The 13,961-nt window shown below is 47.4% G+C and carries 10 protein-coding genes; 3 read left to right on the plus strand and 7 right to left on the minus strand.

Going from position 1 to position 13,961, the window contains the following annotated elements; genetic code table 11:
* Nucleotides 1-5: 5 nt before the first annotated feature.
* The 3 genes from ACEW9O_RS21145 to ACEW9O_RS21155 all read left to right on the plus strand — a co-directional run bounded on the left by ACEW9O_RS21145 (nt 6) and on the right by ACEW9O_RS21155 (nt 4,450).
* A complete protein-coding gene (locus ACEW9O_RS21145) occupies nt 6-491 on the plus strand; it encodes a hypothetical protein (protein ID WP_373552193.1) in 486 nt (161 codons plus the stop codon).
* A gap of 208 nt (nt 492-699) precedes the next feature.
* On the plus strand, nt 700-3,042 hold the full coding sequence (locus tag ACEW9O_RS21150; RefSeq protein WP_373552194.1) for a c-type cytochrome: 2,343 nt from the start codon (nt 700-702) through the stop codon (nt 3,040-3,042).
* Between the two features lie 4 nt (nt 3,043-3,046).
* Nucleotides 3,047-4,450, plus strand: coding sequence for an enolase C-terminal domain-like protein (locus ACEW9O_RS21155; RefSeq protein WP_373552195.1), 1,404 nt, complete (start codon nt 3,047-3,049; stop codon nt 4,448-4,450).
* Between the two features lie 83 nt (nt 4,451-4,533).
* Here ACEW9O_RS21155 and ACEW9O_RS21160 read toward each other — a convergent pair whose 3' ends face one another.
* The 7 genes from ACEW9O_RS21160 to ACEW9O_RS21190 all read right to left on the minus strand — a co-directional run.
* Nucleotides 4,534-5,232: a hypothetical protein gene (locus ACEW9O_RS21160; protein ID WP_373552196.1), complete on the minus strand. Its 699-nt coding sequence runs from the start codon at nt 5,230-5,232 to the stop codon at nt 4,534-4,536.
* 134 nt (nt 5,233-5,366) lie between these two features.
* Nucleotides 5,367-5,948, minus strand: a complete 582-nt coding sequence (locus ACEW9O_RS21165) for a hypothetical protein (protein ID WP_373552197.1) — start codon at nt 5,946-5,948, stop codon at nt 5,367-5,369.
* Nucleotides 5,949-6,097: 149 nt separating this feature from the next.
* The gene (locus ACEW9O_RS21170; RefSeq protein WP_373552198.1) at nt 6,098-9,694 is read right to left on the minus strand and encodes a M1 family aminopeptidase; all 3,597 of its coding nucleotides are present in this window, start codon (nt 9,692-9,694) and stop codon (nt 6,098-6,100) included.
* Nucleotides 9,695-9,892: 198 nt separating this feature from the next.
* A complete protein-coding gene (locus ACEW9O_RS21175) occupies nt 9,893-10,756 on the minus strand; it encodes an ABC transporter ATP-binding protein (RefSeq protein WP_373552199.1) in 864 nt (287 codons plus the stop codon).
* Nucleotides 10,757-10,897: 141 nt separating this feature from the next.
* Nucleotides 10,898-12,229: a hypothetical protein gene (locus tag ACEW9O_RS21180; RefSeq protein WP_373552200.1), complete on the minus strand. Its 1,332-nt coding sequence runs from the start codon at nt 12,227-12,229 to the stop codon at nt 10,898-10,900.
* A complete protein-coding gene (locus ACEW9O_RS21185; protein ID WP_373552201.1) occupies nt 12,222-13,214 on the minus strand; it encodes a hypothetical protein in 993 nt (330 codons plus the stop codon). Before ACEW9O_RS21185 ends, ACEW9O_RS21180 begins: the two co-directional genes overlap by 8 nt.
* The coding region (locus tag ACEW9O_RS21190) for a DUF4956 domain-containing protein (RefSeq protein WP_373552202.1) at nt 13,211-13,961 on the minus strand (751 nt) is incomplete at its 5' end. The genes ACEW9O_RS21185 and ACEW9O_RS21190, both read right to left, overlap by 4 nt.

Consider the following 13,961-nt stretch of genomic DNA (forward strand, 5'->3'; position numbering starts at 1 on the left):
TTGTGATGCCAAAACTACTCATGTGCTTGTTGAGTGTAGTCCTGCTGGGCAGTAAATCCTGTAGTTCCAAAGCCTTAGGTGACTTTGTCAACTTGTTAAAAACCTCGGACAAGGTCGAACTTTTTGCAGTGGAAGCCTTTCCAACGGCTGCTCAGGAACAAACCCTGGACGCCACTTACGTAGCTGATTACAAGGTGAGTGAGTTTATTCCAACGGATCCGGTTGAAGCAACGGCCTTGACTCTTGCCTCGATAGAGGTCAAAAATTTTGATCTGATCAATGTCAAAAATTGCCCCTTCATGGCCAAGTACGCGCTGCGTTTCAGCAAAGGAAAGGATCGGATAACAATGGTGATCAGCTCCTCGCCTTGTGGAAAAGCAAGGATGCTTTTTGCTTCGGGTGCCAAAGAAAGGAGCCTGGAGCTTACACCAGAGAACAGTTTGGAGGCAGCGATTCAAAAAATTGTGAGTAAACAAGCTATTGTCAAGTAGGGTAAACCGATGAGATAGCAAACCAAGCCACCCATGCCTTTAAGTTGGTCTGGGTGGCTTTTTTGCATAAGGGGCGATAAAAAAATAAATGTTCATTTTGCCAAAAGATTAGATGAGTAAACGGTTCATTTCAAGTGCCTCATCTAATCCTTTGGCTCAAAAAAAATGAACACTTATTTTTGCCCCACTACTAAGCACAGGAACGGAAATGAAAAATAAAAGCTTCCAACACTTCGGCATCCCTTTTGGGGTAATCGTGGTACTATTTGTTTCGAGTCTTAACCTTTCGCCGACAGCTCCAAAAAGGCCAGAAGAGGTATGGGTCATTCGATCGGTTTTGGACAAACAACCCCGCATGCTCAGCGTTGCTTTGGATTCTTCCTGTTACATCGCTTATAGCCTGACTCGGTGTCAGTTGTATAAAGCCTGGAAAGGTGGGGTCTCTCTGGATGGGGCGCCATATACCGATAAAAAAGAAATTCAGCCAAGCTCATGGGGCGCCAGTTATTGGATAGATAGTACGAATACCAATCAATGGGGGGCTGTGAAAAACGGAATCAGTGTATTTAATAAAATCACCCACCAAGGGTATACGCTAAAAAACAATCAAATTTTCATTCGTTTTGCCCTGGTTTTAAGCTCGCATGACACGGTATGGGTAGAAGAATGTCCAGAATTTGTTCAGGAAAAATCAGGAAAAATCGGATTGGAAAGAACCTTTAAAACCCAAAATGTTCCAGTGGGGGTGGAAGTCAATCTAAAATCTACCGGAACCCAAATCGCCCTGAAATCAAATGGTACTACCAGCTATACTGCCTATTTCAGTCCTTTGCCTGATCAAGTTCAGTTGATTCTCAAATCAGATCCAATCCACTCTGGCCGAGCATTGATGGAAAAAACCGATTGTTTTACTTGTCACAACATCCAGGAAGATGAAGTGGGCCCATCCTTCCAAAAGATCGCCCAAAAGTACCCCTACGATAAAAAAAATGTAGCGAAACTGTCCCTTAAAATAAAGAAAGGAAGCCGTGGAACCTGGGGAAATGGCCTGATGAATCCGCATCCGAATTTAACCAGCGCCGAATTAACCGCGATGGTCGAATATATCTTCACCTTAAAGCCCAAGGAAAAACCTCGTTCTACCCAAAAATTGGCAACACCTCCGCAAGATTTGCCTCAAAAACCCAAAGAACCAGGCTTTGGTGCGCCATTAGAAGGTGTGCATCCCAGCTATGATCTGGTCAATTTACATACCGCCGCATTTAAGCCCCGGGTAGGTGGGTTGGCATTCCTCAGCGATGGGCGTTTGTTGGTGACCACTTGGGATAAGGTGGGTGGTGTGTACTTGCTGGATGGAGTTACAGCTGGTGATGCGCGCAAAATTTCGGTGAAGCGCATCGCTTTTGGATTGGCGGAACCCTTGGGTATAGAAGTCGTCAACGACGAAATCTACGTTTTGCAAAAACAGGAATTAACCAAACTGGTAGACCTGGATGGAGACGAGATCATTGATGAGTACCAAACCATTTGCAATAGCTGGGATGTATCCGCAGATTTTCATGAGTTTGCATTTGGGTTGGTGTACAAAGAGGGGTATTTCTATGCTGCGCTCTCCATGGCGATGCGGCTGAAACCAGGCGAAAAGCAGCTTCCTGACCGAGGTAAAACCATTAAAATCGCGAAAAATGGAAGTTTTGAAATGGTCAATTTTGGTTTGCGTACCCCCAATGGTATTGGATCGGGAGTCGATAACGAGTTATTTGTAACCGACAATCAAGGTCAATGGCTTCCTGCCAATAAATTGATTCATGTCAAGAAGGGAGAATACCACGGCATGCAATGGGGCTGGTTGAGTGATGATCCGGCCCCCGAAATGGCCATGCCAGCGATTTGGTTGCCCCAAAACGAGATTGGCAATTCACCCTCTGAGCCCGTGCTGATCCGGGAAGGCATTTTTAAAGGCCAAATGTTGCATGGAGACGTTACGTATGGGGGGATAAATCGTGATTATTTGGAAAAAATAGAGGGACAATACCAAGGCGCTGTATTTATGTTTTCCCAAGGGTTTGAGGCAGGCGTTAATCGCTTGCGTTGGGGGCCCGACGGCGCTTTGTACGTGGGAGAGGTTGGCATGGTGGGAGGTGGTTGGAGCTGGAAAGAACGTTTGAGTGGGCTTCAACGGCTAAAGTACAATGGGAAATCCACGTTTGAAATGTTGGCCGTTCGAGCCAAACCAAAAGGTTTTGAAATTGAATTTACCGAACCTTTAAAACAGAACACCCAACTGCGCCCAGCTGATCTATGGATGCAGCAATGGTGGTATTTGCCGACCAAAAATTACGGAGGTCCCAAAATGGACTTGGAAGAGCTTAAACCCACCCAAATCACTGTTTCCGAAAACCGGAAAAGGATCTATATTGAAGTGCCGGACCTCAAGCCCAAACATGTAGTCCATTTTCAATTGCCGAAGCAACTCAAAAGCCAAAGTGGGCAATCTCTCTGGTCAGGTGAAGCCTGGTATACCTTGAATGTTATCCCTCAAAACCTATAATCACATGAAACAGTCGAATACCCACCGCATCAGCCGCCGGGCATTTGTCAAAACTGCTGGTTCGGCCATCGCATTAGGAGCAGTAGGGATTCCTCCTGTTTCAAAATTGGCTGAAAGGCCATCCGCACCGATTAAAATCAAACGTGTAGATGCTGATTTTGAACGGGAGCCGCTTAATCCATACCGATTTAAAGGTAGTGCCATTACCGACAGTTGGCAAACGGTTGCTTTTCTTGAATCAGATTCAGGGATTCAAAAAATCGGATTAGCGACGCAAGGGGTGCTCTGGTCGGATTCGAGGGTATTTGCAGCCCACAGCGAGAGTGCCGGAAATGCGCTGATGTACAACATGAGTGAATATGCTTTGCAGTTGCTCAAGGGTGCTTCGTTTACCAATCCAGTTGAACTTCTCGATTCGATTTTACCTGAAGTATTGGCATATGGCAAAAAAATAACTGGTATCTCCGACCTTCGAAAAACGTTTGCCCTAAATGCCTTGGTTTGTGTGGACAATGCGGCCTGGCTTCTGTATGCTGCAGAAAATAAAATAACCCAATTCGACGACTTGATTCCAGCGGCGTATCAGCAGGGCTTATCACATCGGCACACTCAAGTCGCCAGCATTCCTGCTTTCAGTGTGGGTACGACGCCCGAGCGCATCAAAGCCGCCGCCGATGAAGGCTATTTTATCATGAAATTGAAAACCGGAGCAGCGGGCACACAAAAGGAAATGTTGGAAAAAGACATTGCTTTTTTGACCGCTGTACATAAAGCCATCGGCCATTACGAAACACCTTACACCAAAAGCGGCAAAATTCCCTATTATTTTGATGCCAATGGGCGATACGAGCACAAAGATACCCTCCAAAGATTTATAGACCATGCCCATAAAATAGGGGCGCTGGAACAAATTGCAGTGATAGAAGAGCCTTTTGATGAAAGCAATGAAACGTTTGTAGGCGGCTTCGGTGTACGAATTGCCGCAGATGAAAGTGCCCACACCGTGGAGGATGCAGCCATTAAAATAGAACAAGGGTATGGGGCCATTGCGGTAAAAGCAATTGCCAAAACACTGAGTATGACCATGAAAATCACTCAGCTTGCTTATGAGAAAAAAGTTCCTTGCTTTTGTGCCGACTTGACCGTAAACCCCATATTGGTGGATTGGAACAAAGCTGTGGCTGCACGATTGGCGCCTTTTCCTGAAATGAGCATTGGCTTGCAAGAAACCAATGGGCATCAATACTTCAAACGTTGGGATACTTTGATGTCTTACCACCCTAAAGCAAGTGGCTCATGGGTAAAAACGCAAAAAGGCGTATATCAAACCGATGCCACATTTTATGCACAAAGCGGAGGCATTTTTGATGTTCCACAGCATTACATGGACTTGTTTTTATCGAAATAAGTACCAAGGACTTCACACCGTAAAGCGCTAATTTTCTTCATTTTCAAACAAGCACTCAGTTTCCAGTAGCCAAAATTCACTTTTTATGCACCTTTTTTCCGCAACTGCGTAAAGGTAAACACATGCAAAAACACCGCAAATGGCATGTAAAATCCCGCGATCAAAATATACGGCATTTTGGTGAATTCCACACTGATCGGGTTTTCTGTGAAGCCCCACATCTCCGGACGTAATACCAGCGTGTTAAAAATGAAGACAATATTGGCCAACAACAATACGCTGAGGATACTCCAAATCCAGGTTACCAGTCTGGCGATGCTCGCTTTGCGGTACAACAACCAAGCTGTGGGAATGGCCAGCAGGCCGGAAACGATGTCAAAATTATAACCCTCAAAAGTAGCTTGCACCGGGCCAATGCCCTTGAGGTAAATGCCCAGGATCAAAAACTCGACGCCAATGCGGAACGATTGGATCAAGACCGGTTGCCAAATGGGAATGTTTTGGGTAAAAGGCCGATGTTTGCCCGAAACAAAAAACCAGACAATTAAAATAAAGGCGGGCAAAATGACCAATAGCGGTATCCGTGGCGGATTCACCATCGGGCGTAGAATCCCCGTCTGATCCAGAACCAGCAAGTAAATCGTCCAGAGGATCAAGCCCCCGTACAATTTAAACAGGCCATTACTTGGCAACTGATCACTGACTTTTTGAACATTGACATAAGCAAATCCAATCACGGCAAACAATGCGGCGTAGAGCAGACAAAAATTGAAGGTGAGCATGATCGTAGGTGTTTTTCGATTGGACAAAATCGAAAGACAAATGTGGTAAAAAAAACATCCTGATTTTGAGTTAACTCAAAATCAGGATGTTTTTTTTACCATAATGTTGCCAGACTAATGAGCCCAGCTCGATTTTAAAAAGTATAGTCCAAATCTACCTTGTAACCGGTGCTACAAGTAGGGCATTCAATTCTTAAGCTTTCTGGGAAATTATTGGTTTCATTGTACGCTTTAAACTTCAAACCGCCCATGTAGTCGTCGGTATCTGGAGCCGTATCCTTGTCCCATAATTCGATGATGTATTCTTCTAGAGGGCTGGTCAAATCAGGCTTTGTAGCAGGAGAAAATACCGCATTTTGGCCAGAAGCAGGATCGAGTGGGAAGGGGAATACTGGCCCGGTCCAGATCAATGTAGTGCCTTTGAAGATTTTCATGTACACATCAGGGCCATCGGAAGGATCCCAATTGCCACCAGTCGTTGTTTTGGCGGGGTATTTGGTCAGTTCCAGTTTGGTGAATTTAATGGATGTGGGTGTTTTTTGGGCCCCACAGTCTTCTCCGTTCCAGCGTTCGGTGCAGTTGCAGTCACCCGAATCACAAGTTCCGCCGTTCAGACAGGTTTTTGACTCACAAGGGTCTGCTTTTTTACAGGCAAAGCTGCCAGCAAGCAATAAAAAGGCCCACATTGTCAGGATTAAATAGGATTTGGTAATCATGATTGTAGTGAATTTTTACGGGTTTGTATTCACTACAATATTGTGGGTAAAAATGCTGGCTTCGCCTCACCCAAATGGGTGAATTTTTACTAAAAATCAGGGCATAAACTTGCAAGAAAGGCTAAAATTTATGCCCTGATGAGCTTATTTTATTTCACATCTCGCATGTTGTCCTCTGGATTCCGATCCACCAGCAACGTGAAAGGATCAATGCCCGCCTTTTCCGGCTTGCCTTGTACCTCAAAGGTAAAGGTATTGTTTTCCTTGTTGATGAACACCCGCTTGCGGTAGAGGGTTTTGCCGTACTTTTTACCTTTTTCAGGTTTGGCAAAAGCTCCGATTTCCATCCAGTCGGCTACCTTTTCTTCTTTTTCCTTGCCCAGTGCGCTGGACTTCAATTTGCGCGATTCCACCTTCAGCGTTACCTGGTATTTGTCTTTGCCTAGCTCTTTGATTGTTGCTTCGGTGGTGCGGTTTTCAAAGAGGGTAATGTCCCAAAACAGGTCTTTGATGATGTACTTGAGCGAATCTGGCGTTTGTTTGTAAAACTCGTCCACCACATCGCTGGAAACCGGGAAGGGCGGTGGAGCGTAGCGGAATTTGTCCAAGAAGTCGCGCAACCCCTGATTGACCTTTTCTTCACCAATCATTTCCTTCAAGTAATACATCACCAGCGAACCCTTGTTGTAGTGGATGTAGCCCTGGTTTTCACAACGCGCCAGCGGGAGTTCCTGCAAACGTTCCGCCCCGCGCCCACGTAAGTAACGATCCGCTTCGTATTCCAGAAATTTGCGCATGATGTCGCGGCCATATTCCTTTTCCATCACCATCAGGGCGCTGTATTGGGCAAAGGTTTCCACCGTCATTTCACTACCTTGCATGTAAGCCCCACATTCCTGATGCGCCCACCATTGGTGCCCCATTTCGTGTGCAACTACATAAAAGACCATGTCGATATCGTCCTTGTCAGCCCGGAAATCCTCAATAAACCCAATGCCCTCAGAATAAGGCATGGTGCCCGGGAATGCCTGGGCAAACTCGGCATAACGCGGAAACTCGATGATGCGACACTGCTTGTGAAAGTAAGGCCCAAAGTTGGTCGTGTAATACTCCAGTGATTTTTCCATCGCCTTGAGCATCCGATCCACATTGTCTTTGTGGTCCTTGTGGTAATACACCTCCAGGTCGATTCCCTTCCACTTTTTGCGCGCCACTTCATAACGCGCCGACATGAAGGAGTAAAAATTGAAACTTTCGTGATCGAGTTTGTACTGGAAATAACGCCGCCCATTTTCCGTCCATTCCTTTTGCAGGGAGCCCGGTGCAATGGCGAGTTGATCCGCCGAAGTACTGATCACCGTTTCTACATTGACCCAATCCGCGTCGTTGCCCAGGTAGGAATTGCCTCGGGCGATGGTATCCGCGCGGTTGAGTTTGGGTGCCCGGGTTTTTTCAGGTAGTTTGAATTTTTTCCGGCGGTTTTTATCCGTCATCTCACCATCCGGTTGGTAACCCAGGCGGGGTGCAATGTCAAAATTGTTGAAAAAAGTGCCGTTTTGCATGACCTGTTGCACACTCAGCTCGTTTTCAAAACCTTTGCTTTGGTAAATGGAGCTGAAATCCAGACGCATGGAGTCGCCGGGTTGCAGGGCAGGTTGCAGTCGGTAAATGCGGAAATAAACGGCCTTATCGTCCTTGAGCAATTTCAGGCGGGGATTGTTCAAGCTGAACTTGATTTGCCGAGGTACCTGCACCAATAAGGTATCGATGGCCTTAGGATGCAAGTTGCGCACCCACATTTGGGCTTTGGCGTCGATGTTGCGCGTTTCCGGAAAAATTTGAATGTCGTATTTCACAGTATAGATGCGCGGCTGGGCTTTGCCTTCAAATTTTTTGTAGTCCTTTTCATAGCGTACGGTCAGTTTTTCAATTTGTTTGCTGTTTTTGAAAGGATTCAAAACCAAGGTATTGTAAAACACCCAGGCAGCACTCAAACCCCATAAGGCAATGGCACCAAAACCCGCCCAACGGTAGGTTCTCCATTCCAGGGCAGCCAGTTTGAACCGTTTGCGCCAGCCACTTTCTTTGCCGCGAGGCCAAAAACAAACTGCTGCCACGGCCAAAATGGCGCTGAACAAAGCCCAGTAGGTGTTGAACCAAAATAGCCCCGTCGCATAGGGTTTGTACCCGTACAAATCCGAAACCGTGTACCCAGGCGTAGCGCCAAACTGCACCATATTGCTCTCAATGCGCAGCGCTCCCCAGACAAAGGAGTTGACGATGATGACCACAATGCAGATGAAAAACCCGAGATACATATTGGGTGCCAGTGTATGCACCAAGAGGAACAACACGGCAATGGTTGCAAAGCTCAATAAATCCAAAACCAGCAGTTCGCGCATATAAACCCCCAAATCGTAGCGGTTGAATCCGTTCAATGCCTGTGCTGCTATCGCCGCCAGGATACACACACTGATCAGAATCGCCACCACGCCAACAATCGTAATGAGTTTGGACAAAAAGTCGGTCCAGTTGCGCGTTGGCATGGCGTCGTAAATCTCATTGACCTTGGCGTTGCGCTCTTTCCATACCAGCGCCCCAGTGAAATAGGCGACAATGGCAATGACAAACATGTAAAAAGAGCCCCGAATGATGTCGACCATGGTATAGGTCACGGGCAAGTTGTGTGTGCCGTAACCCTCCGTAGCAAACTGCATACTTGGAATGGTATTCATCAAACCAATGAATGCTAAGAGGATAAACGGAGTACTTTTGACGACGCCCCAAAAATTGGCTTTTAACTGGCTGCGGAATTGGGCCAAGGTAATGCTCAATCCAGTGGCAGGTTGCACTGTAGCCATTTCGCCCAACTGTTGCAAGCCGTAGGGCTCTTCTTCAACCTTGTTGCTGCGTTTTTTGCTGACTCTTTTGGATCTTTCAGCAAAGCTAAAGCGCCAATAACCCACAAAAAGCACCAACAAGCCGATCGCCATCCACAGCAAACGATTGCCCAACATCATTGGATGCAAAATGCTAACCGAAAGGTGGTTTTTGTCATCTACCGTCCAATACTTGGTAATCAGCGAAAGTGCCCTAAACCCAAAGGGGTCGAGCAGAGCCGAAAGGCTTTCGTTTTCAATGTCCCGAATCAGGTTTCCTGCTACGATGTAACCCACCAGCAAAACCATTGCCGAAATGAAGGAGTACATGGTGCTGCGCGTGAGGGCCGCAACCGTAAAAAGGATACTCCCCGCAAAAATCATATTGGGAATGACAATGGCCAGATAGGAGTTGACGTGGCTTTGGATTTCAAAAGGGCCATAACGCTCCAGATCGATCCAGTGCGTGAGGGAATTGACCCCAACGCCAATCCACATACCTAGGGAGATGCCCAGCATGGGAATCAAACAAACCAGCAGCGCCCCAAAAAAATGGCCAAAGAAATAGCCCATTTTTTGGACTGGCGAAGCAAATACGATCTGAGCCGTATTGTTTTCAAAATCGCGGATGGCGGCAGTGTTTAAAAAAGCAGTAATCAGCAAAAGGGAAAGAATGCTAAATACGCCATACCAGTTTTGGGTAACATAAGGTGCATTTTTCCAAATGTTGCCAAAACTACCGCCGATTTGCAACTGATCAGTAACGGTTGCAAAAAAGGTCATCAACGCGAATATGAAGAGAAAAATCCAGGGCATCGGTGCACGTAGCCAGGATTTTAATTCGAATTTCAGGAAGGTGAATAACATACGCAAATGAATTTGACGCTTCGTACGGGCGACCCTTCGTGGTCGCCCAATGGGCAATCACACGTGGTCGCCCGATGGGCAATCACACGTGGTCGCCCATCGGGCAATCACACGTGGTCGCCCATCGGGCAATCACACGTGGTCGCCCAATGGGCAATCACACGTGGTCGCCCAATGGGCAATCACACAGGATTGCCCTTACGATTTGATTTTAGAAAAGAATACATCCTCCAACCCTGGCTCAGCAGGCTGGAATCCCTCACCAGGATCATCCTCGCTGAAAATGTGGATGATGGGTTTGCCCGCCACCAGTTTGCTGGAGATCACTTGGAAGTTCTTTTCGTAATCATTGAGTTCGGCTTTCAGGATGATTTTTTCCCAAATTTTGCCGCCCAATTCACCCAATGCGGCATCGGGTATGCCTGCGTATTTCACCTCGCCACCATTGATGATGGCCATATTGGAACAAAGTTCACGTACATCTTCCACAATGTGGGTAGAAAGGATGACGATGACGTTTTCGCCGATTTCAGACAAGAGGTTGTAAAAACGATTCCGCTCACCGGGATCGAGGCCAGCGGTGGGTTCATCTACAATGATCAGTTTGGGGTCGCCAATCAGTGCCTGGGCAATGCCAAAACGCTGGCGCATCCCGCCGGAATAACTACTTACCGCTTTTTTGCGGTGATCCCAGAGGTTGACCCGATTCAGCAAGGTTTGCACCACTTCTTTGCGTTGGTTGCTCGGGATTCCTTTCAGGGTCGCAAAGTGGTCCAGCATATCGAGTGCCGACATGCGGGGATATACGCCAAACTCCTGGGGCAGGTAGCCCAGCACTCGGCGTACCGCGTCTTTGTCTTTGAGCACATCAATGTCACCCAAGGTGGCCGTTCCACCATCAGCGTCTTGCAAGGTGGCCAGGGTGCGCATGAGGGTACTTTTGCCCGCGCCGTTGGGACCCAAGAGGCCGTACATGCCAGTGGGAATGTGCAGGCTCACGTTTTTGAGCGCTTGCACACCGTTAGGATAGGTTTTGGATAAATTTTGGATAGATAACTCCATAAGCCAATTGGATATAAGGTGTTAGGGTACTAAGTTAATTCAATAAAGTGACACCAAGAATACTTTAGGTTGGCTCAAATGGAGGTATTTTTTATACAAAAGCAGAATTATCCCCTACAAAGGGAAATTTATGGGCTTGAATTACCAGGGTTCCAGGTTGGCACTCAGGTAGTTGAGCAGGGGTTTTTGGCTCAGTTGACCGTTGAGATAAAGCAATTGCACATATTCCTGGGTAAGTTCCTCACTGAGTTTGAGGCGGGCAAACTGTTTTTTTTGCAGCAACAATTTAATTTCCATCAATTCGGTGGGCGTAAGCGCAGCCCGCAGGGCCGGATCTTCTAAAATGCTGAGCAAAAGGTTCTTTTCTTCTTGTTCTTTGAGCAATTGGTATTCCTGGATGAGATGCCGGACTTTGTTGAGTTGTACATCCAGTTCCTGTTTGCGGCGTGATAAAGTCAAGGTGTTTTTGGTGTTTAGCTCGTACATTTCCAGGGCTAGCTCATTGTTTTTAAAGCGGTTGTTGCTATTGAGCGGGATATTCAGGCCGAGGCGCATGAAGAGGTCATCGTCGAGGGTTGGTGTTTTGGGTGCGCGTTCGTAGCCAAACTGAAAAAAGCTGAGGTATTCCCGATTGCGGACTTTGAGCAAGTCCATTTCGGATTGGACCAAACCCATTTGAGCCTGACGGATTTTGGCTTCGGCCAGAGGGATTTCTAGTGAATTGGCCTGGATGCGGGCGATCACTTGTTCGATGCGGGGGATCGAAATGAAGTCGAGGAGCTCCAGTTCCACTGCCCCAGTTCCGGCGATGAATTGTCTAATTTTTTCCTCCGCCAGGCTTTTGGCCTGCGCAAATTGAGCCTGATCCAGGCGCAGCGCTTGCTGATCCTGTTCATTTTCCACCACTTCTTTCACCTTCACCGATAAACCCTGGCGCAACATGGCTCGGAATACCTGTTCCTGCGCTTGGAACAAAGAATCAAGTTTTTGGCTGGCCAAAGTCAATTGCTGCGCAAAGTGATAGGTAATGATGGCTTCGTAACGTTGCAGCAAGGCTTCATTCCAGTACACCTCAGCCTCGGCTTGGAGTACCCCCGATTGGGCTTGTTGGTAGTGTTTTTGGTATTTGCCCAGCCCAAAAGCGTTGGGACTTACCCGAATGCCGTATTGTTGCCGGGTTAGGGAAAAATCATTGGACCCGGCGCGCAGCTCCAGTTTTTGCAGCAGCGGATTCTGGTAGTTTTGTTGCCCCAACCAATTGACCGTTTGTTGACTCAAGCGCCATTGTTCATCCTGATTGACTGAAGCCAGGACGTCTTTCATGCTGATTTTGATGGGGTCTGTTGCTACCCATATCGCGCCCCTAGCGGGGCTCCCGTTATGCGCAAAAACAGAGCCAATCAATGCTGAAGAAATGGGAGAGAGCAACAATAGAATACACAACAATACTTTCATGGCGATTGGCTTATTCAAAAGAAATGACAATTTTTTCATTGAGGTAAAAAGGATTGTCATTAGGAATTTTGATGAACAATTCGCGGCCCCAGGTGCGTACTTCGGGCATCTTGCGCAAGCGCACGGGCAACTCAACCACTTGAGGATTGCTACCAATGATCACCCCTTTGGACAATACACTTGAACGGCTATAGGCATTCAATTGAACGGTATCCCCAAGTTGATAGCTGATTTCGGCGTGCTCGTACACAAACCCACGGATGCGGGTAGGCTGGAGTGGGTTGATTTTGAGCATTTCTTTATGCTGGGGTACCACCTCGGCGTTGCCCACGGCGATACTTTCCACAAAACCATCTACCGGGGCGATCAGCGCCAGGCGTTGGCGCTCGGTTTTGACAAAATCGAGTTCGACCTGGGTTTTGGCGCTCCTGGCCTTATATATGGATTCATTGGCGCGGCGTTCGGCCTGCACCTCTTGAACACGCTCCCGGTATTCCTGCTCGGCTTGTCGAATTTGGCTGCGCAGAGCGGCGATTTTTTCTGCGCGTAGGGGGTCTGTCGTATTGGGATCGGTGGATTCGCCCAAAAGTTTGCGCACGCCACTTTCTGCACTGTATTCGGCTTGCTCGATGCGGATTTGGCCCTGTAACTCGCTCAACTCCGTCTGATGCTGGGCTTTGAGCACTTCCAGCGATTTGTCCAGAATGCTGTTTTGCGCATTTTTTTCTGCTGCGTATTGATTGATGTCGCTCAAACCTTCGGCGCTTTCTTGATCTAGTTCGGAGCGATAAAACAGCATGAGGGTATCCCCTGCTCGCACTTTATCGCCAGTTTTGACCAAGACGTTTTGGATAACCACCGTGTGGTCGTAGTTGAGAATTCGACTTTCTGTTTCGGTTGCACCAAAAAAAGACGTATTGCTCCGCCCCATGAAGTTGTCCTTCAACCAAAAGCAGGCGGCAAAAGCCACTGCCCAAACAAGGTATAATGCGTTGAATTTCATAGCGTCAATTCGTCATTTTGTTTGTTAAGGCGGCGTACGGCTACACCATTGTCGACCAGTGCTTGTAAAAAAGCAGGCTGTTTGGTGTCGTCTTTAAAGAGCAAGGTGTAATCGTATTCTCGGGAAACGGCGTTGTCTTTAAGCCGATCCAGGTTGACCGAATCCAAGGTCCAATGCTGACAATATTGACTCATGACCTGGATGAAATTTTCACCCGGATCTCCGGCATTTTCCTCTATCCGAATCCGCAATTCCCACACGATGTGGCGACCATAGTGGAAAGGGGTAAAACTGAGCACAATGGCCAGCAGGCAGAAAAAGAATACCCCCAAGATGGCGATAAAAAAGCCATACAAACCACAAGCTATTCCCGTTCCCAAAGCTGCAAACATGAATACGATGTCGCGCGGATTGCGCAAAGCGGTGCGAAACTGGATCACGGTCAACGCGCCCAACATCCCCAAACCAGAAGCCACATTGTCGCCAATGGCTTGCAACACCATCGTGGCAATCAAGGCGCTCAAGATTAAGGATTGGATAAAATTGGTGGTACGCAGGGTGCTGCGCGTAGTCATGTTGTAAGTAAAGGCGATCAGCGCCGACAACAAAAACGACAACAAAAAGGTAAACAAAATCATTTCGAAGGTCGGGTTTTCGATCTTCGAGTAGATGGACAAAAATTCCTGCATGTCTGTAGTAGTGGAGTTGAGAAGGTTGAGGAGGTTGAGAAGGTTTAGGCTGCCGCAG

Origin of the sequence: Haliscomenobacter sp. (genome assembly GCF_041740695.1) — a bacterium.
Taxonomy (GTDB): Bacteria; Bacteroidota; Bacteroidia; order Chitinophagales; family Saprospiraceae; genus Haliscomenobacter.

Bases quoted from the DNA above. Each gene is read 5' to 3' on its own strand.
- ACEW9O_RS21145 (WP_373552193.1), top strand. From the start codon at position 6: ATGCCAAAACTACTCATGTGCTTGTTGAGTGTAGTCCTGCTGGGCAGT.
- ACEW9O_RS21160 (WP_373552196.1), bottom strand. From the start codon at position 5,232: ATGCTCACCTTCAATTTTTGTCTGCTCTACGCCGCATTGTTTGCCGTG.
- ACEW9O_RS21155 (WP_373552195.1), top strand. From the start codon at position 3,047: ATGAAACAGTCGAATACCCACCGCATCAGCCGCCGGGCATTTGTCAAA.
- ACEW9O_RS21175 (WP_373552199.1), bottom strand. From the start codon at position 10,756: ATGGAGTTATCTATCCAAAATTTATCCAAAACCTATCCTAACGGTGTG.
- ACEW9O_RS21165 (WP_373552197.1), bottom strand. From the start codon at position 5,948: ATGATTACCAAATCCTATTTAATCCTGACAATGTGGGCCTTTTTATTG.
- ACEW9O_RS21185 (WP_373552201.1), bottom strand. From the start codon at position 13,214: ATGAAATTCAACGCATTATACCTTGTTTGGGCAGTGGCTTTTGCCGCC.
- ACEW9O_RS21170 (WP_373552198.1), bottom strand. From the start codon at position 9,694: ATGTTATTCACCTTCCTGAAATTCGAATTAAAATCCTGGCTACGTGCA.
- ACEW9O_RS21150 (WP_373552194.1), top strand. From the start codon at position 700: ATGAAAAATAAAAGCTTCCAACACTTCGGCATCCCTTTTGGGGTAATC.